The organism is Arthrobacter sp. P1_B11, assembly GCF_056406715.1.
Genome location: NZ_JBFTZQ010000003.1, coordinates 13,344 through 32,000, shown reverse-complemented (window position 1 = coordinate 32,000; position 18,657 = coordinate 13,344). Strand labels below are relative to the sequence as shown.

Below are 18,657 nucleotides of genomic sequence, written 5' to 3'. Positions count from 1 at the left end.
CACCATGAGTTACGGAATTCCGTCGGCAGAGCCGTCCGCGCAGGTACCCGTGTGCCCCAGGCACCCGGACCGGCCCTCCTATGTGAGCTGCCAGCGCTGCGGGCGTCCCGCATGCCCAGAGTGCCAGCGGGCGGCCGCCGTCGGATTCCAGTGCGTTGACTGCGTCAACGAAACAAAACGTACGACGCCGGCAGTCCGGACGGTCTACGGCGGCGCCGTGGCCACCGGGAAACCGGTGGTGACGTTCGGGATAATCGCCGTGTGCGCGCTGCTGTACGTCCTGCAGTGGGTGATTCCGGGAAGCGCCGTGTTCCGGACGCTTGCCTACGCCTCCGTCTATGCCACCCCCGAGTTTGGCGTATTCCAGCCGTGGCGAATGATCACGTCGGCCTTTTTGCATTCCCAGGGCTTCCTGCTCCACATCCTGCTGAACATGTACACGCTATGGATCTTTGGCCAGGCCCTCGAACCATTGCTGGGCAGGATCCGGTTCCTCGCTGTCTATCTCCTCTCCGCACTCGGTGGATCCGTGGGGTACCTGCTCCTGACGCCTATTCTTCCGGAGGGCGGCCCGGTGGGGGTCGTGGGTGCTTCGGGGGCCATCTTCGGGCTCTTCGGCGCCATGCTCGTGGTGCAGCGCCACCGCGGCGGCGACACCAGGCAACTCTGGGTGCTCATCGCCATCAACGGCGTTATCGGATTCATGGTCCCGCAGATCGCCTGGCAGGCCCACCTTGGCGGCCTGATCACCGGTGCGCTGTGCGCGGCTGTCATCGCCTACGCACCCCGCGGACCCCGCCAGCACCTCATCCAGTTGGCCGGGCTGGCCATTGTTCTGGCACTCCTGGTAGCGGTCTCCTGGTACCGCGTCATCACGGCCTGACCCCCGCCACCGCTCTCTCCCCTCTCCACCCGCCCCGCCCAGAACGCCTGCACCCACGTTGGGCGCGGGCGTTCTGCATAGGAGCCCCGTCGCTGCTGCTATGGACCTGCCCGTCCAGGCAGGCTTGCGCCGTTTTGAGCGCCGACAACTGCGCGTGCGGCTGCCTGGTCGCCTCCCAGACCGTCACCCGCTTCCCGCAAGCGAACGGACTTCCCACGTGGTCGACTCTCGACCCTCCTTCGTTCGGGCTCCGCACCCTGCTGCTATCGCTGCCGAGTTTTCCACAGGGGTTATCCACACTGTTGGTAACTTACACAGCTGTAGTTCTGTCGGACGTGTCTAGAAATCCGCCCGGACTGGCGGATCTTCGGACTGGGCCGTCCGCTGGGTCCACAATTGTGGATAAGTACTCAGGAAGGCCCTGTGGTTAAGTGGACAACTATTCCGCGAATAAGTGGCGGACAGGGGCCAATCCACAGCTGTACCGGTGCCTGTACCGGGTGGGTAGCTCCAGGGCGCCTGCCGCTGCCAAGCCAGGGGCAAGGCAGCCGGGAGCCTTGGCTGTGCACAGCAGGAATTTTCAACAGGCTTATTCACAGTGTTAATAACTTCCAGCCATGTAGTTCAACGTTGGAGTGCCGTTCTGAGGCCTACATCCCGGTAAATCCGTCCGCGCCGTCCCACAGGTTATCCCCACCTGTGGATAACCTGTGGGTAGTCGCCTGTTGTTAAGTGGATAAGCGCACCCCGTCCGCGTGTAGTCTCGGACTAATCGCCAGCCCGCCTCACAAGTCCGCCGGCTCCGTGCGGCGGCCCGATTCTTCGAGGAGTACGCCATGAGCACCACTGAACATATCTACTTGGACAAATACCACCCTGCGTCTTGGCGTGCCCTCAATGGGCTGGGGCTGAAGGTGCGGGAAGCCGCCCTTGAAGCCGGGCTGGACCCCAAACTCGTAGAACTGCTCAACGTCCGCACGTCCCAGCTCAACGGTTGCGCGTACTGCCTGGACATGCACGTGGCTGACGCCCTCAAGGGAGGCGAATCAAGCCAGCGTCTGGCTGTTCTCCCCGCCTGGCGCGACACGGACCTGTTCGACGGGACCGAGCGGGCCGCCCTGGCCCTTGCAGAGAGCATCACGGCCCTTCCCGATACGCACACCCGGGACCTGGAGGACGGCTACGCGCGCGACCACCTGACGGCCGAGCAGTATTCGGCGGTGAGCTGGCTGGCCATCACGATGAATGCGTTCAACCGCGTGTCCATCACGAGCCGGCACCCCGTCCGTCGGAAGACGCAGTAAGCCGGACGGACGCGACCAGGCCTTTATCCACAGCCTTTCCACAATTGTTAATAACTTGAGCTGTCGTTCGCGCGGATCGGCTAGTGGCTGAACAGCCATGGCGTGCGCTTGCTGCGAATGTGGGCGCTTGGGTTATCAACACTGTGGATATCTTTACCAACACGTGTGCACGCGCGCTCGGCCGTGAAGCAGCGAAACTGAGAGAGCCGGCCCGGCTACAACCAGACCCCGGAGGTGCCTCGGCGGTGACTGTCAATGAGGTGTGTGTCCACCATCCCGACGGCTTCCATGAGGGCGAACATCGTAGTTGGCCCCACGAAGGCGAATCCCTCTTTCCTCAGCGCCTTGGACAGGGCTATGGACTCCGGAGACCGGGTGGGCACATCGGCGTGCGTCGAAGGGGCAGGAGTCGAGGTGGGCTGGAATCCCCAGACAAAGTCCACCAGTCCGCCCTTGTTACGCAGCTCAATGGTGGCTTGGGCGTTGGTGATGGCGGCGCGGATCTTCAGCCTGTTGCGCACGATCCCGGTATCCTGCTGCAGCCGTTCGACATCGGTCTCGGTGAACGCGGCTACGGTCTCGGGGTGGAAGTTGGCGAAAGCCGCACGGAAAGCGGGCCGCTTGCGCAGGATGGTGGCCCAGGACAGGCCAGCTTGAAACGCCTCCAGGCTGATGCGCTCGTAGAGGCCCTGCTCGTCACGTACGGGCAGACCCCATTCTGTGTCGTAGTACTCGCGCATCAGGGGATCGACGGAGGCCCACAACGGACGGGCGAGGCCGTCGTCGCCGACGATGATGCCTTCGGTCATGGCTGCTGCGTGGTGTTCAGGAACGCCAGCGGGTGGTCATCAGGAAGCCCACGATCGCGATGCCGAATCCGGCCACGATGTTCCAGGATCCCCAGTCGCCAACAGGGAGCTTTCCTTCACTGATGTAAAACGTGATGATCCACAGCAGCCCGATGATCATGAGACCGAACATGACCGGCTTGAACCACACAGGGTTCGGCTTGTACGTCTGTGTTGCAGAGACCGGCTCGGCCGCGCGGGCGGTCTTCTTACGTGGCTTTGACTCGGGCACATGTCCTCCTTGGCGGGCTGAATCAAGAACGGCGACCCGGCTTGATATCCTGCTCAGAGGAATATTGCCGGCGGCCTGCGCGCTCCTGGTCAAGTCTGAAGTCTTACTAGCAGCCAATTCTAGCTGTAGTTCAGGCCACACCAGCGCCCACCGCAACCGCCTTTGAGGAGAACGCGTGGTACTGCAGGAAAAGGTGATCGCCCCTGCCAAGCCGGCAGCCGGCGTCGTGATCCTGCGAAAGGCCGTGCAGATCATTGGCGAGCTGCTGATTACGGTGGGCATTGTGCTCCTGCTCTTCGTCGCCTGGCAGTTGTGGTGGACCAACGTGGAATCCGATGCCAAGCAAAGCGCGGCGGTCAAGGACTTCACCCGCGACCTTGGTGGACCCGTAACGCCGGCGCCCAGCGCGGAGGCGCCGGCAGGGCAGAAGAACTACGGCGCACCGGCAGTTGCCCAGGCTCCCGGCCACGGCGGCACCATCGGCATCATGTACATTCCCAGGTTTGGCGAAACCTACACCCGTCCCATCGTCGAGGGCACCACGGCGGATGTGCTGGACACCCTCGGCCTGGGCCACTACGGCGGAACGGCCATGCCCGGTGCCGTAGGCAACTTTGCCGTGGCCGGACACCGCCAGACGCACGGTGCCGTCCTGGACAATATCCACACCCTCGTACCGGGTGACAAGATTTATGTCCAGACGCGCGACGGCTACTACGTTTACGTCTTCCGTAACAACCGGATCGTGATGCCCTCCAACGTTGACGTCTTGCTCCCCGTGCCCTCGAAGCCCGGGGTCAGGCCCACAGAAAGATTCCTGACCATGACCAGCTGCAACCCCCGCTTCGGTTCGCAGGAACGGATCATTGCGTACTCCGTGATGGAACGCTGGCAGCCCGCATCCGCAGGACCGCCTGCCGAGATTGCCGCCCAAGTGGCACGCGCACGAGGGGAAGGCTGAGACTTGTACGGTTGGATATTCCGGCACCTGCCGGGCCCGCTTTGGCTGCGCATCCTCACGTCAGTGGCGCTGATCGCCGGGACACTGTTCCTGATGGTCGAGTTCCTGTTCCCCTGGATGTCCCAGTTCACACAATTCACCGACTCAACGATTGGTGCGGCAAGTAACCCATGAGCACAACCAAGATCCTCGTCGTGGACAATTACGACAGCTTCGTCTACACCCTGGTGGGCTACCTCCAGGAACTGGGCGCCGAGACCACGGTGGTCCGCAATGACGACGTGACGCTCGCCGAAGCGATCGAAATGGCTGAAACGCGCGACGGCGTACTCATCTCGCCCGGTCCGGGCGCACCGTCGGAGGCGGGCGTCTGCATCGAGCTGATCAAGTGGTGCGGGGACAACAGCAAAGCCATGTTCGGCGTTTGCCTGGGCCATCAGGCCCTCGCCGAGGCCTACGGCGGCATTGTGACGCACGCGCCGGAACTGATGCACGGCAAGACGTCCCTGGTCCAGCACCAGGGCGCCAGCGTCTTCGCAGGCCTGCCCTCCCCCGTCACCGCGACGCGCTACCACTCACTGGCCGCCGTGCGGGAGTCCATTCCGGACATCCTCGAAATCACTGCCGAGACCGCCACCGGCGTCGTCATGGGGTTGCAGCACCGCACCGCCCCTCTGTGCGGCGTGCAGTTCCATCCGGAATCGGTCCTTACCGAGGGCGGCTACCAGATGCTGGGAAACTGGCTCGAGTCACTGGGCATGGCGGGCGCGGCCGCACGCGCGGCCAAGCTCAGCCCGCTCATCCAGCACTAGAACCCGGCAGAGGACTCCGGCGCCGGCGGGTGCCGGCCACGCGGGGCAGGTGCCGGCCACGCGGGGCAGGTGCGCGTGCCGGTCACGTAGCTGGCGGCCACTGAGCTGACGCCTGAGTCGAAGCCCTAAGGCTTGGGCTTCGCCGTGCCGGTGCTGCTCGGTGTTGGCGTCGGGGTGGGCTTCGGCGCCGGAGCCTTGGAAACCGTAACGGTGATCGCCTTACCCTGCTCTACCAGGGAATTGAGGGGATCGCTCTGCCCGGTCACCTTGCCCGGAACCACCTGGGAGTTCTCCACTTCGTTGATGACGGCCGGCAAGCCCAGGGCCTTCAGCGCGGCCTCCGCTTCGGCGCGGGTCATTCCTCGGAGTTCGGGCATGGCCACCTTGCCCGTGGAGACCACAATTTCCACGGTGCTCCCGACGGCCACCTGCTGGCCCGGAGCCGGCTTGGTAGTGATCACCAGGCCTCCCGCTACCGTGGCGCTGTTGGCCATGGTGGTGGACGGTGCCCCCACCAATCCGGCCTGTCTCAGGATGTCGCGGGCCGCCGCTTCCGTCCGCCCAGGCAGTGCTTCCGGGACCTTCACCGCGCTTGGTCCGGCGGAAATGTTGAGGGTCACGTCCGAGTCCGGCTCAAGCGATGAACCGGCCGCGGGCACGGTTCCAATGGCCGTGCCCTTGGCGATCGTGTCATGCTGCACACGCTTGATCTGGGGCCGCAGCCGGGCGTCGTACAGCAACTGAAGGGCTTCAGTTTCTGTGCGGGCCTCCACAGACGGGACAGAAACCTTGACCGGCTCGGCCGGAGGCTGGTTCATCACGTTGTACAGCCATAGCCCGCCGCCGGCCAGCACCAGGAGGGTAAAGATGACAAAGGTGGCGGTCCAGGCCCGACGGCGGGACTTCTGTACGCCCGTACGCTCCCGTTCGCGGGGCAGGCCCAAGGGAAGTTCGTCCTGCTCTGCGGTCTCGTACACCGCGGCGGCCTCCGCGGGAAGCACGGCGTCGCCTGCGTCATCGTAAGCAGGCCTGAGCCGGCCTCCGGGGGCATCGTCAAGGAAGCTGGCGCCGGTCATGGAAAAGGCCGCGGTGGGAGGATTGCGGTGCGGTTCGGGAACATGGTCGTTGGGGTCGGTCGGCGCCTCGCTGGCTGACAGGCCAGGCACCGCGACACCGTTTTTGGCTGCACGGAGCGCGCGCCGGAAGGCCGCCGCGTCCTGGAAACGGTCGGCGCGGTTCTTCTGCAGGGCCTTTGCGAGGACGCTGTCCAGTGCTTCGGAAACCTCGGGATTCAGGCTGCTGGCCGGTTCCGGGATTTCGCGCACATGCTGGTACGCCACGGAAACGGGGCTCTCGCCGACGAACGGCGGACGCCCGGTCAGCATTTCGAACAGCAGGCAGGCCGCGGAATAAAGGTCGCTCCGGGCATCCACGGTCTCGCCGCGCGCCTGCTCTGGCGAGAGGTACTGGGCCGTGCCCACCACGGCCTGCGTCTGGGTCATGGTGGCGGCGGAGTCGGCCATGGCCCGTGCGATGCCGAAGTCCATGACCTTGACCATGTTCGAGCTCTCGCAGAACATCACGTTGGCAGGCTTGATGTCCCGGTGCACGATGCCGGCTTTGTGGCTATACTCCAGCGCGGACAGTACGCCGAGGGTGTAGCTGATGGCCTGGTTAATGGTGATGTCCTTGGACCGGATGAGGTCCCTGAGGGTTTGCCCGGCGACGAATTCCATCACGATGTAGGGAACCCGGATCTGGTCGTGGGCATCCCCGGGGACTGCGTGGTCACCCGTGTCGTAGATAGCCACGATCGACGGGTGGTTCAGGGCGGCAACTGCCTGCGCCTCGCGCTTGAATCTCGCCTGGAACTGCGGGTCCCGTGCCAGATCCGGACGCAGCAGCTTGATGGCCACCGTCCGCCCGAGCCGGGTGTCGATGCCACGGTGCACGTCCGCCATGCCACCTCGTCCTATGAGCTCGCCGAGCTCATAGCGTCCGCTGAGGACGCGCTGGGCTGTCACCGGGAGGCTGTCCTCCCGGTGCGACGGCGTTCTTGGCGGCGTGGTCACGGCTTACCGCCCGGTCGGAGGGGCACTGGGAGTGACCGTGGCCGAGGGTGAGGGAATCAGGGCTTTGGCGAGGTGGTACGTCACCACGGAACCGGCGTCGACCTTCTTGCCGGCGCCCGGATCAGAGCTGACAAACGTACCGGGCTCCTGTCCCGGATCACCCTCGACATCATCTCCCTTTTGCCAGCGCAGCCCGGCCTTTTCGATGGCGCTCTGTACCTCGGCCTCGCTGCTGCCGGCGCTGATATCCGGTACTACGATCTGCTCCGGACCCTTGGAATACGTGACCTTGATCGTTTCACCCGCCGGAACCGGGCCGGACGGATTGATGTCCGTGACGGTGCCGGGAGCAGCGGGATCGGCGACCGGGACGCCGTTCACCTGCAGCCCGAGCGCGATCAGGTCGCTGCGCACCTTGCTGTACTGCTGTCCCAGGTAGGCGTCGGGAATCAGGTTGATGGCCTCCGGGGTGGTTTCCGTGGGCGTGGGCGTTGGCGAGGGGGTCGTGGGCGTGGGCGTTGCCGATGTCGCGGAAGGCGTCGGGCTGGCGCTCGTGGAGGTTGTCCGGCTTGGCGAACTCGAGGTGGTGCCCGCAGGCGCCTGCGACGGGAAAAGAATGCCGGCTTGGCTCAGGAGGATGCCGACGACGGCGAACAGAACCAGCAGGATCAGGGCGATCAGCGGCCAGGTCCACGGGCTGCGCTTGCGACGTTCGGGCTCATCGGCAGGCTCGTCGTCGTACTGTTCCTCTTCCTGGACCCAGCTGCGTTCGGCGGCCAGGGCGTCAGCCCGCGAAAGGGTGCTGCCGGCACGGGTGGGCGTTCCCTCGCCTGCTGCGCCAGCTGCGCCCGCGGCTGCAGCACCCGCGGCTGCGGCGCCGAGCACCGGCAGGGCGGAGGTCGCCGTCGTTGAGTTCTTCTCGGAGCCAATGACTCCGGTGGGCGCCGTGTGCATCTTGACCGGGGCCGTGATGGGGCCGGTGGCTGCCTCATAAAGCAGCATGCCGGGAACGGCGGCGTGGGCTGCCGAAATGTCTCCGTTGCGGATGGCTTCGGCGGCTTCGGAAAGTTTGATGGCGTTGGCCGGCCGGTTCTTCGGATCCTTGGCGAGCATGGACATCAGGAGCGCCCGGACCGGCTTTGGCAGGGTGTCCGGCAGGGGCGGCGGGGCATCGTTCACCTGAGCCAAGGCGATGGCGATCTGGGACTCGCCGGAGAACGGCCGGTGGCCCGTGAGGCACTCGTAACCGATAACGCCGAGCGAGTAGATGTCGGAAGCGCCCGTGGCCGTCTGGCCGGTGGCCTGTTCCGGGGCGAGGTACTGGGCGGTACCCATCACCTGGCCGGTCTGCGTCAGCGGGACCTGGTCCGCAAGGCGGGCGATGCCGAAGTCCGTCACCTTGACCCGTCCGTCGGGTGTGATCAGCAGGTTGCCCGGCTTGATGTCGCGGTGCACCAGGCCTTGGGCATGGGCAACCGACAGCGCACGTGCGGTCTGGGCCATCATGGACAGAGTGCGGTCCGGCGAGAGGACCTGCTCGTGTTCGATGATGCTGCTCAGCGGCTGGCCGGGGACCAGCTCCATGACCAGGTAGGCGGACCCCTCCTCCTCGCCGTAGTCAAAAACATTGGCGATGCCCACGTGGTTTAGCAGCGCGGTGTGGCGGGCCTCCGCACGGAATCTCTGGAGGAAGCCAGGGTCTCCCGTGTACTCCTCCTTGAGCACTTTGATGGCCACGATGCGGCCGAGGATAAGGTCCTTGGCTTTCCAGACTTCGCCCATGCCGCCGATCGCAATACGCGTGGTCAACTGGAATCTGCCGCCGAGGGTGATTCCCGATGTAGGCCTCACTTATTCAACACCGCCTCAAAAATCTTCTTTGCGTTCGGACTGGTTAGCTGTGCGCCGGTGGTGATGTCAACGCCTTGCATGACGATGGTGACAGACACCCGCGGGTCCTTAGCCGGGGCAAACCCGGTAAACCAGGAGTTGTTCAAGCCGGTTCCCAGCTCTGCGGTGCCCGTCTTACCGGCAACTTCGACACCGGGGACGGCCGCCCCGCCCGCGATTCCTTCACTCACCACGCTGGTCATCCAGTCAGTGATCTGGCCGGCTATCTCCGGCGTGGTGGAGGTCCGCAGCGGAACAGGCTTCGGTTCTTCGAGGACGCGCAGGTCTGGGGACCGTACGGCCTTGATCAGGTTGGGTGCCATCTGCACGCCGCCGTTGGCGATGGCCGAGGTCATCAGCGCGATCTGCAGCGGCGTGGCGCGGACGTCGCGCTGCCCGATGGCGGACTGCGCCAGCCCGGCCGCGTCCAGGTCCCGCGGGAAGATGCTCTTGGCATAGTCGAGCTTGAGCTGGTCGCCCAGTTCCTGGCCGAAGCCGAACTTAGCCGCCTGCTCGGCGATCGCGTCCTCACCGAGTTTCTGGGCGATGCTCGCAAACGGTGTGTTGCAGGACTGCTGGAGCGCAAACGCGAAGTTGGCGGTGTTCCGGGTGTAGCAGTTGCCGCCGGCATAGTTGGGCAGGCGGTACTGGATGCCCGGGAACGACATTTCGGCCGGATTCGGCAGTTCGCTGTCCGCGTTGTATTTGCCCGAGCCCAACGCTGCCGCGGTGTCCACGAGTTTGAAGACCGACCCCGGTGCCAGGAGGGCGCCCGTGGGGCCGCTGACTGACTGGTTCAGGTTGACGCCGGGAACCTTGATGACCTCGTTGTAGCTTGCCTGCTCCTTGGCCGCGTCCTGGGTGGCGATGAGGTTGGGGTTGTATGACGGCTTGCTGACCATGGCCAGGATGTTGCCAGTCTTGGGGTCCGTGACCACGATCGATCCGCGCTGGCCGTCCGGGATGAGGTCATACGCCAGCTTCTGGATCTTGGGGTCGATGGTTAGTTCCACGGAGGCACCCTTCGGCTGGTTGCCCAGGAACAGCTGCCCGATGCGGTCCAGGAAGAGCTGGTCCGAACTGCCGGCGAGCTGGGCGTCCATGGCGCGCTCGAGGCCGGTCACGCCGTAGTTCTTCGAGAAGTAGCCTGTGAGCCCCGCGTAGAGCTCGGGCTGTGTGTAGGTCCGCTGGAACTTGCAGGTCTCGTTTCCCTCAACGGACTCTGCGATGGCCGTGCCGCCAACGAGGATCGCGCCGCGGTCGTTGCAGTAGTTCTGGAGAATGGCACGCTTGTTCCAAGCGTTGGCCTTGAGCTCGTCGGCCCCAACCACCTGGACATAGCTGAGCGCACCGAAGATCAGGGCGAACATGGCGATCGCGGCGATCCATGAATGTCGAATGGCCTGGTTCACAGGTGTTTCACCGCCTCGGTGGGAGCGTCAGGAAGGGTCTGGGTGGCATTCCTGCCGGGCCGTCCGCCAGCAACGGGAGCGGGCTGCTGCGCCGTTGTCTGTGCCTCCGGGGTTTTGCCCGGCTGCATTGGCGTGGTGTCCACGGGGCCGCGCGCAGTGTGCGAAATCATCAGCAGGAGGCCCACGATGATCCAGTTCGCGAGGAGGGAAGAACCTCCCGCGGCAAGGAAAGGTGTGGTCAGGCCCGTCAGGGGGATGAGCCGCGTGACGCCGCCGATGACCACAAAGCACTGCAGGGCCACCGCGAAGGACAGGCCGCACGCCAGCAGCTTGCCAAAGGCGTCCCGCGTGCCGAGGGCCGCCCGGAAGCCGCGGGTGAAGAGGAGGAGGTACATCATGACGATGGCGAACAGCCCAATCAGGCCAAGCTCTTCACCGAAGGATGCGATGATCATGTCGCTGTTCGCAAAGGGAACCAGGTTGGGACGTCCCTGGCCAAGCCCGGTGCCCACGAGTCCGCCGCTGGCCATGCCGAAGAGGCCTTCGACGATCTGGCCGCTGCCGCCCGGGGACCGGCCGAAGACTTCCTCGGTAAATGCATTGAGCCAGGCGTCGATGCGGAGTGCGACGTGGGAAAAGACCTTGGACGCCACAAAGCCGCCACCCAGGATGAGTGCGAGGCCGATGACCACCCAGCTGATTCTGCTTGTGGCCACGTAGATCATCACAATGAACAGTCCGAAGAACAGCAGGGAGGATCCGAGGTCGCGCTGGAAGATCAACACGCCGATGCTGACCAGCCAGGCGGTGATCATTGGTCCCATGTCCTTGAACCGCGGGAACTGCAGCGGACCGATTTTCCGGCCCGCCAGCATGATCAGGTCGCGGTTCGAGGAAAGGTAGCCAGCGAAGAATATAGCCAGGGTGATCTTCGCGACCTCGCCGGGCTGGAACGTCATGGGGCCGAGGCGGATCCAGACGCGGGCGCCCAGGATTTCGCCGGCGGAAATGCCGGGCACCAGCGGCAGGATCAGCAGCAGTGCACTCACTGCAAGGGAGATGTACGTAAAGCGGCGCAGGACCCGGTGGTCCTTGAGCAGCCAGATCACGGCAATCGCGACGGCCATGGCGATGAGGGTCCACCTCATCTGGTTGTTGCCGGTGTCTTCCCCCGGCGCGTCCAGGCGGTGGATCATTGCCAGGCCGAGGCCGTTGAGTGCGATCACAAGTGGAAGTATTACCGGATCGGCATACTTTGCACGGAGCCGCAGGACCACATGGAAAACCAGGGCCGCAATCGCCAGCAGGCTGGATTGGAACCAGAAATCCGTGTCAAAAGCGGTCTGCTCGTCGATGCTGATCAGCGCGTTGGCGCCGATGCTCACGCCAAGTGCCAGTACGAGCAGCAGCAACTCGACGTTGCGGCGTGGCTTCGGGATTGTGTCGGCGTGGGTCATTGGCCACCCTCACAGGTTGCGGTTGGAGATGGCACTGCGGAGGCGCCGGCGGTGGCTGTTGGAGATGCCGTCGGCTTGGGGCTGGCCGTCGCGGTCGGACGCTTGGAGGCAGATGCCGTGGGTTTGGGAGAGGCCGTGGCGGTAGGGGGTTTCGGAGACGGGGAGCCGGCAGCGGTGGAAGTCGGTGATTGGGTCAGGCACTCATCCGACGGTGCGGTGCTGCCCGTGCGCTCGAGGTTCTTAACGATGCGCTGGGCGTCGTAGAGATCGCGTGCAGGCACCGTCTGGCGCACGCGCTGCTGGGAGAACTGGGGCAGTGAATCCATCCGTATGTCGGTTACGGCCTCAAGGGTGGACAGCTGGAGCGGGCCAAGGCGCTGCGAGACGCCATTAAAAATCGCCACCCGCTGGTCGAATTCGCCAATGTAATAGCGCGTCTGCGTCCAGGCGTATCCCAGCCAGAGCCCCACCGCGAGGGCCACGAGCGCTGCGGCCGCGATGCCCATGGTGATCCACCGGCGAGGCCGCCGTTCCGGGCCCAATTCGGCGGCTTCGTCGCGCGCCTGTTCGGCTTTGTGGGTCAGGACTGTAGCCGCCCGGCGTGCGACGGTGCGCCCAGCGATGGTGGGGATGGAGCCAGTTTCGGCCGCCGCGACGGCCGCTCCAACGAGGAGGTGGGGTCGTGAGGACAGCTCCTGCCGCAGCACCTCTGCCGAGAGATGTTCGCCCAGATGGGGGTCCGTGGTGGTTGTAGGCTCTTCGCCGGCATCCTGGCCGGTGTCCGCGGTGTCCGCGGTGTCCGCGGTGTCCGCGGTGTCCGCGGTGTCCGCGGTGCCGGCGGCGTCTGCCTGGTCGGCGGTGTCCGGAGCCGAAGGTTCGGACGCCCGGGGGGTGCCCGGGGCGGGGGCGGACGCCGTTACCGGCGCCGCTTCACCGGGCTGCTCCACAGAATCGGCCGTGGCCGCGGCGGCAACCGCACCGGCGGCTGCAGCCGGCTTTTCGCCGGTCAGTTCAGCGGGAGGAACGATTTCGACGGCGGCTGTCTTGACGTCGTCGTCCGTTTCCTCGGCAATTTCGACCATGACGACGGTGACGTTGTCCGGGGCGCCGGCCTCCAGGGTGAGATCGACAAGCGTTTCCACGCATTCGCGCATGTCCTTGGTTTCCCGGACTGTCCGTTCCACGACGTGGCCGGCCACATAGTTCAGGCCGTCGGAGCAGAGCAGCCAGCGTTCGCCGGGCTGAACGTCCAGCGTGTCCAGGTCCAGCTCGGGGCTTGCATCGACGTCTCCGAGGACGCGCATCAGGACGTTCTTGTGCGGGTGGGTTTCGGCTTCCTCGGGGCGGAGGCGGCCTTCATCGATCAGGCGCTGGACGAACGTATGGTCAATGCTGATCTGTTTGAACTCGCCGTCCCGGAGCCGGTACGCTCGCGAATCGCCGATATGGGCGAAGTGCAGCTTGCCCTCCGCGAGCAGCAGGGCCGTCACGGTAGTGCCCATGCCGGCCAGTTTGGGATTGATGTGGACGAGTTCGGACAGCAGCGAGTTGGCCGTCTGGATTTCGTCGGCGAGGACGGTTCCGGCGTCGCCCTCGTACTCGTCCGTATCCAAGTGGATCATGTCCAGGACGGTCGCCGCGGAGGCGACGTCACCTCCGGCGTGCCCGCCCATGCCGTCGGCCACGACGGCCAAGTGCCGGCCTACGTAGGCGGAGTCGTCGTTTTTCGCGCGGATACGGCCGACGTCGGAGCGCGCGGCGTAGCGCAGAATCAGGGGACGCGGCGAGGCTGGCGCCTTCTCCGCGGGGATGTCCGGAGCGGCCATGGCTATGGCCTCAATTCGATGACCGTCTTGCCGATTCTCACGGGTACGCCGAGGTCCACTGGGAGGGCCCGGGTGAGCTGCTGGTCGGCCAGATAGGTGCCGTTCGTGGAGCCGAGGTCCTCAATGAACCAGCGGCTTCCCTGCGGGAAAAGCCGTGCATGCCTGCCGGAGGCGTAATCGTCCTCCAGCACCAGGGTGGCTTCCTGGGCTCTGCCCAGCAAGATTGGGCTGGCAGCCAGGGGGACGGTCCGGCCCTTGAGCGGGCCTTCCGTCACCACCAGCTGGCGGGCCTGCTGCTTCACCGGCGTAGGAGCCGGCTCGGCAAGGTCGGGGTTCTTGCGGACCTGCCTGGCCGTGGGGACGCCCGTGGCGGCCTTGCGGCCGATCATGAGGTCGCGGCGCATAGCAGAGACGATGCTGAAGATCAGAACCCAGAGAAGGAGCAGGAAACCGAAACGCAGGGCCGTGATGGTCAGTTCGCTCATGGGCGGCCGCCAGCGTTGGCCGGCAGGAGGCGGAAAATGATTTTGGTCCGTCCCATCGTGATGGTGGAGCCGTCGGTGAGCTCCATGCTGCCGGCCACTTTGTGTCCGTTGACGTAGCTGCCGTTGGTGGAACCCAGATCTACGGCCGTGGTGGTGCCGCCGGCTGTTTGGATTTCCAGGTGGCGGCGGGAGACTCCGGTGTCGTCCACGAGAATGTCAGCTTCTGATGAACGGCCAAGGACGATTGAGGGCGCGTTGAGTGAATACCGCTGGCCGTCGATGTCCAGGACGGGCTGCAGGCGGACGGGCTGGCGGCTGGGCGCAGCCGGAACGTTGGCGCGCAGCGGGGCCGCGGCAGCCGGGCCGGAAGCCTTTTCGGTCTTGGAGGTAATTTCGAAGTCTCCCGGACGGTGGGCTTCATCGCGACGGAACGAGATGCGGACCGGACCCTGCAGCGTGTAGCCCTGGCTGCGGACGTGGTTGATCACCACATCGCAGAGTTCCTCGGCCAGGGGCGTGCCCCATTCCTGGGCCCGCTGGAAGTCGTCATCGCTGAGCAGCACGTCGAAGACGTTGGGTGCCAGGGTTCGGCCGGCGGCAATCGTGATGGCCTTGTGGTCCACCTCGCGGCGGAGCCGGCTGGCGATTTCCACGGGCTCAACCTGGGCCTTGGAACCGGTGGAGAAGACGCCGCGGACGGCCTTCTCGATGCCGCGCTCGACTTTGTCAAGCAAACCCATGGTCCTCTCCTTTCCTTGCAGCCGCTGGGCGGCACACCTCGTGGAACTCATCTGGTAATGCAGGTCATAACAGAACAGTGAGCCCGCCGGGAAGCGGGCGCCTATACATCCGATACTACTTGCCACCCCTGTGAATGACCTTAATCCACAACGCGCCGGACGCTCGATTCGTTCATTCACGAACGCCCGGTGTTGCTGTGATCACGCGGGCATGCTCTGCGTTCGGCGGAGGAACAAGGGCGGATCACGCGCGCGTCCGCAGGTGGTTTGACGGCCCCAAAACGGCCGATTGGCATTTTGCCGTGATTGTCCGTTATGCTTGATCTCGCTGCTTTTACGAGGTTGCAACTCCGGGATTCGGAGCTGGAATCGAATGGAAGAAGATGCGCGCGAGTGGCGGAACGGCAGACGCGCTGGCTTCAGGTGCCAGTGTCCGAAAGGGCGTGGGGGTTCAAATCCCCCCTCGCGCACGCAATCAAGGAAAACCCCGGTCTTCGGACCGGGGTTTCTTTTTTGCCACAACGGTCTGTGGCTGGTCTGCGGCTGGCTCGTCTGCGGAGCCGTAGGCCTTGCCTCTACGACGGAGCCGCCGCTGCCGGACGGTAGGCGTGGCTGGGGTTTCAGCAGCCGTTCTCGTAACGTGTACGCCTCAGATCGATCGCGAGTCTCTTGGCTCCGGCCAGACGGCGGCCAGCGGGTCACTCTAGACCTACGGGCCCGGCAGCAGAGCTGCCGGACCCGGTCCGATTGAGGGTTTGGTTGAACGATTATTTGTTGACCGATTATTTGTTGACGGCGACCTTCGGCCGGGCATTCGCCTCAACGGGGGTTTCCCCTTCAGGCCGGGCCTCAGTTCCGTCCGGGGAGTTGGCGGCCTTGCGTTCCTTCAGGAAGTAGACGAGGCCGGCAGCCACCGTGGAGGCGGCGGCCAGGGCGAAGAGTCCCGGTACCACGCTTCCGGTCTGTTCCTTGATGATGCCGAATCCAAACGGGGCCACGAATCCGCCCAGATTGCCCAGGGAGTTGATGATGGCGATGGCGGGGGCGAGGACCAGCGGGTGCAGACCGGACTGGGGGATGGTCCAGAAAAGCGGCGAGGCGCTCTTGAAGCCCATGGCGGCGACGGCCAGGAATACCAGCGCCAGAACCGGGGTGGCGACGGCTGCCGCAAACGTTCCCACGGCTGCAACGAGCAGGGCAACCACGAGCAGGGGACGCTTGGATTTGGCTTTGTCCTGCCATTTGGCGGCGAAGTACATGGCGAAGACGGCGCAGACCCAGGGTATGGCCGAAAGGAAGCCGACGCTCAAGTCGGTGGTGCCGGGGATCTGCTTGACGATGCTGGGAAGCCAGAAGGTGTTGGCGTAGATGGAGAGCTGCACGGAGAAGTAGATGCCGCAAAGCAGGAGAATCTGCGGATTCAGGAGCATCTTCCAGCGGTTGACCTTGTCGCCGCTTCCGGCTGAGTGCTGGGCATCCTCACGGTCAATGGCGCCGGCGAGTGCGGATTTTTCCCCTGCCGTGAGCCATTTGGCATCTTGGATCCTGGCGTCGAGGACGAAGAATACGGCCATCCCGACCGTGACGGACAGCAGTCCCTCGAAGCCGAACAGCCATTGCCAGCCGCGCAGGCCCGCGACATCGTGGAGGCTGAGAAGCACTCCAGCGATCGGGCCGGACAGCGCCGCGGCGACTGACGATCCCGCGATGAAGACGGCGGTGGCCTTGCCCCGCTGGCCGGCCGGCACCCAGCGGGCGAAGTAGAAAATGACCGCGGGAAAGAACCCGGCTTCGGCTGCGCCCAGCAGGAACCGCAGAACGTAGAACATGGTCTCGTTCTGAACAAACACCATCAGGAAAGAGACGATGCCCCAGCTGATCATGATCCGGGTGAGCCAAATCTTGGCACCGAACTTCTCCATCATCACGTTGCTGGGAAGTTCGAAGATGGCGTAGGCGATGAAGAACAGCCCGGCTCCAAAGCCGTAGGCCGCGGCACCGATTCCGACGTCCGCCTGCAGGTGATCCTGGGCGTAGCCGATGTTGGAGCGGTTCAGCTGGTTACAGACGAGCATGACCAGCATGATGGGCAGCACTCGCCGGAAAAATTTCTTCGTGGCCGAAGCCAGATCCGTGACAGCGGTGTCTACAGACTGCATGGGAAAATCCTCTTTGATAGATCAACAAGCCTACGCTGCGGGGGCGGCCGGGAGGCCGGCCTTTGTGGTCCCCGCCACAGCTTCCCCTCGACTTTATTCAACCGCAGTGATGCACGTCCAACACATATTTTGCATTGCTTGATACCTCCAGGGCACTGTGCAGCCCCCTGGCTCAGATGCGCGGGCCGACGTCTGCTTTTACTGCCGTGACCGGGCAGCCAGCTTCCAGGATGACCCGCTGGGCAGTGCTGCCCAGGAAGAGCTTCCCCACCGGGGAGCGCCGCCGGACCCCGATCACTGTCAGCTCGACACCCTCCTCGTAGGAGGCGTCGATCATGCGGTCCAGCGTCATTGCCTTCGCTGGGGCGCAGTGAGGCCTGCACACCCGCTGCCGCTGCCGCGGCGATGGCGGCGCGGATGTCCGACTCCGCCTCGGCGGACACTTCGCCCGCGTCCGGGCCCATGATCTGCAGCGCGGTCCCTCGTAGTGCAGCCTCCTCGATGGCGGCACTGAGGGCCGCACGGCCCTCTTGGCTTGCTACGTAGCCGACTGCGACGCTGATGCCTGCACCGCCGTCAGGACCGAACCGGTGGCCACGAACTGCCGCAGGTTCGCGAGCGTCAGCTCTGCCATCGCCGCCCTCGTTTCGTGGGTCCCGCTCCCCAGGTGCGGCAGAAGGACCACATTTTCGAGGGCGAGGAGGTCTTCCGGGACCTTCGGCTCCTCCTCGAACACGTCCAGCCCTGCCCCTGCAAGCCGTCCGGCCAGGAGGGCAGCCACGAGGGCGTCCTCATCCACCACAGATCCTCGGGCAATGTTGATCAGGTAGCCGTCGGGCCCGATCGCACCGATGACGTTGGCATCCACGAGCCTGGCCGAACCGGGACCGCCGGCGGCGGCGACAATCAGTACGTCGCAACCGGCGGCAAGTTCGTGCGGGGACGCCTTGTACTCGTAGCTGACTCCGTCCACCGGATTGCGGCTGTGGTAGCTGATTTCGCAGTCGAAACCTTCCAGCCTGCGTGCGATGACCCGTCCGATCCGGCCCAGCCCGAGGATGCCCACCCTTTTGCCGCTGGCTTTGGTGGTCAGCGGGAAGTTGCCTTTGCTGAGCCAGTCGCCGCGGCGGACGAAGCGGTCCGCTGCGCCGACCCGGCGCAGGACGTCCAAGTACAGGGCGATGGCAGTGTCCGCCACACAGTCATTGAGGACATCGGGCGTGTTGCTGACGATGATGCCGCGCTGGGCAGCCTGGGCGACGTCGGTGGTGTCATAGCCGACACCGAAGTTGATGACCGCGCGAAGGTTGGGGAGCGCGTGCATCAGCTCCGTGCCGACGCCGAACTTTCCGGAAGTCACGGCCACCTCGAAAGACCCGCCGTGCAGCCTCAGGAACTCTTCCTGCTCGGAGGGCAAATCGGGAAGCCGCACGGCGCCGTATTCCCTTGTGATGGGTTCTTGAACGCTTGGCATGAGTGGCCCTACCTGGAGGACAGCGATGTTCTTCATAACTGCACCCTAGGATTCCGATTCATACGCGTCCAACATGTAAATGGCATAGTTCGATTCACGAAG

General features: G+C 64.8%; 16 protein-coding genes and 1 tRNA gene. 5 read left to right on the top strand and 12 right to left on the bottom strand.

Translation table 11 applies throughout. From position 1 onward, the window contains the following. Nucleotides 1-4 precede the first annotated feature (4 nt). Nucleotides 5-883, top strand: a complete 879-nt coding sequence (locus AC1D14_RS03520) for a rhomboid family intramembrane serine protease (protein ID WP_230119112.1) — start codon at nucleotides 5-7, stop codon at nucleotides 881-883. Nucleotides 884-1,719: 836 nt separating this feature from the next. Beyond that, the gene (locus AC1D14_RS03515) at nucleotides 1,720-2,187 is read left to right on the top strand and encodes a carboxymuconolactone decarboxylase family protein (RefSeq protein WP_230120380.1); all 468 of its coding nucleotides are present in this window, start codon (nucleotides 1,720-1,722) and stop codon (nucleotides 2,185-2,187) included. A gap of 215 nt (nucleotides 2,188-2,402) precedes the next feature. On the opposite strand, the gene AC1D14_RS03510 is transcribed toward AC1D14_RS03515, so the two are convergent. Together AC1D14_RS03510 and AC1D14_RS03505 are read right to left on the bottom strand one after the other, a co-directional pair. Then, entirely contained in the window at nucleotides 2,403-2,996 is a 594-nt protein-coding gene (locus tag AC1D14_RS03510; RefSeq protein ID WP_230120381.1) for a DNA-3-methyladenine glycosylase I, read from the bottom strand. Nucleotides 2,997-3,012: 16 nt separating this feature from the next. Beyond that, nucleotides 3,013-3,267, bottom strand: coding sequence for a cell division protein CrgA (locus AC1D14_RS03505; RefSeq protein WP_230120383.1), 255 nt, complete (start codon nucleotides 3,265-3,267; stop codon nucleotides 3,013-3,015). 175 nt (nucleotides 3,268-3,442) lie between these two features. Here AC1D14_RS03505 and AC1D14_RS03500 point away from each other — a divergent pair, with 175 nt between their 5' ends. Both AC1D14_RS03500 and AC1D14_RS03495 read left to right on the top strand, forming a co-directional pair. Then, nucleotides 3,443-4,228 carry a class E sortase gene (locus AC1D14_RS03500; RefSeq protein WP_230120385.1) on the top strand — a complete coding sequence of 262 codons (786 nt, stop codon included), beginning with the start codon at nucleotides 3,443-3,445 and terminating at the stop codon, nucleotides 4,226-4,228. Nucleotides 4,229-4,398: 170 nt separating this feature from the next. Continuing rightward, nucleotides 4,399-5,040 carry an anthranilate synthase component II gene (locus AC1D14_RS03495; RefSeq protein WP_230120387.1) on the top strand — a complete coding sequence of 214 codons (642 nt, stop codon included), beginning with the start codon at nucleotides 4,399-4,401 and terminating at the stop codon, nucleotides 5,038-5,040. A gap of 125 nt (nucleotides 5,041-5,165) precedes the next feature. On the opposite strand, the gene pknB is transcribed toward AC1D14_RS03495, so the two are convergent. From pknB to AC1D14_RS03460, 7 genes are read right to left on the bottom strand one after another with little or no spacing between them, the layout of a single operon-like run. Beyond that, nucleotides 5,166-7,112: a Stk1 family PASTA domain-containing Ser/Thr kinase gene (gene pknB / locus AC1D14_RS03490; protein WP_476968057.1), complete on the bottom strand. Its 1,947-nt coding sequence runs from the start codon at nucleotides 7,110-7,112 to the stop codon at nucleotides 5,166-5,168. 3 nt (nucleotides 7,113-7,115) lie between these two features. After that, complete coding sequence (locus AC1D14_RS03485) at nucleotides 7,116-8,963, bottom strand: protein kinase domain-containing protein (RefSeq protein ID WP_476881206.1); 1,848 nt, start codon at nucleotides 8,961-8,963, stop codon at nucleotides 7,116-7,118. Then, nucleotides 8,960-10,414, bottom strand: a complete 1,455-nt coding sequence (locus tag AC1D14_RS03480) for a peptidoglycan D,D-transpeptidase FtsI family protein (protein WP_230120390.1) — start codon at nucleotides 10,412-10,414, stop codon at nucleotides 8,960-8,962. Before AC1D14_RS03480 ends, AC1D14_RS03485 begins: the two co-directional genes overlap by 4 nt. Further along, nucleotides 10,411-11,871 carry an FtsW/RodA/SpoVE family cell cycle protein gene (locus AC1D14_RS03475; protein WP_230120391.1) on the bottom strand — a complete coding sequence of 487 codons (1,461 nt, stop codon included), beginning with the start codon at nucleotides 11,869-11,871 and terminating at the stop codon, nucleotides 10,411-10,413. Before AC1D14_RS03475 ends, AC1D14_RS03480 begins: the two co-directional genes overlap by 4 nt. Next, complete coding sequence (locus AC1D14_RS03470; protein WP_230120392.1) at nucleotides 11,868-13,697, bottom strand: protein phosphatase 2C domain-containing protein; 1,830 nt, start codon at nucleotides 13,695-13,697, stop codon at nucleotides 11,868-11,870. Before AC1D14_RS03470 ends, AC1D14_RS03475 begins: the two co-directional genes overlap by 4 nt. A 2-nt stretch (nucleotides 13,698-13,699) precedes the next feature. Further along, nucleotides 13,700-14,182, bottom strand: a complete 483-nt coding sequence (locus AC1D14_RS03465; protein ID WP_230120393.1) for an FHA domain-containing protein FhaB/FipA — start codon at nucleotides 14,180-14,182, stop codon at nucleotides 13,700-13,702. Next, nucleotides 14,179-14,922: an FhaA domain-containing protein gene (locus AC1D14_RS03460; protein ID WP_230120394.1), complete on the bottom strand. Its 744-nt coding sequence runs from the start codon at nucleotides 14,920-14,922 to the stop codon at nucleotides 14,179-14,181. Before AC1D14_RS03460 ends, AC1D14_RS03465 begins: the two co-directional genes overlap by 4 nt. A 387-nt stretch (nucleotides 14,923-15,309) precedes the next feature. On the opposite strand from AC1D14_RS03460, the gene AC1D14_RS03455 reads away from it, so the two are divergent. Next, nucleotides 15,310-15,392 (top strand) — tRNA-Leu (locus AC1D14_RS03455). A 312-nt stretch (nucleotides 15,393-15,704) separates the two neighbouring features. On the opposite strand, the gene AC1D14_RS03450 is transcribed toward AC1D14_RS03455, so the two are convergent. The 3 genes from AC1D14_RS03450 to AC1D14_RS03440 all read right to left on the bottom strand — a co-directional run bounded on the left by AC1D14_RS03450 (nucleotide 15,705) and on the right by AC1D14_RS03440 (nucleotide 18,591). Continuing rightward, on the bottom strand, nucleotides 15,705-17,081 hold the full coding sequence (locus AC1D14_RS03450; protein ID WP_230120395.1) for an MFS transporter: 1,377 nt from the start codon (nucleotides 17,079-17,081) through the stop codon (nucleotides 15,705-15,707). 172 nt (nucleotides 17,082-17,253) lie between these two features. Next, on the bottom strand, nucleotides 17,254-17,433 hold the full coding sequence (locus AC1D14_RS03445) for a universal stress protein (protein WP_230120396.1): 180 nt from the start codon (nucleotides 17,431-17,433) through the stop codon (nucleotides 17,254-17,256). Nucleotides 17,434-17,619: 186 nt separating this feature from the next. Next, entirely contained in the window at nucleotides 17,620-18,591 is a 972-nt protein-coding gene (locus AC1D14_RS03440) for a 2-hydroxyacid dehydrogenase (RefSeq protein ID WP_230120397.1), read from the bottom strand. Nucleotides 18,592-18,657: the final 66 nt, after the last annotated feature.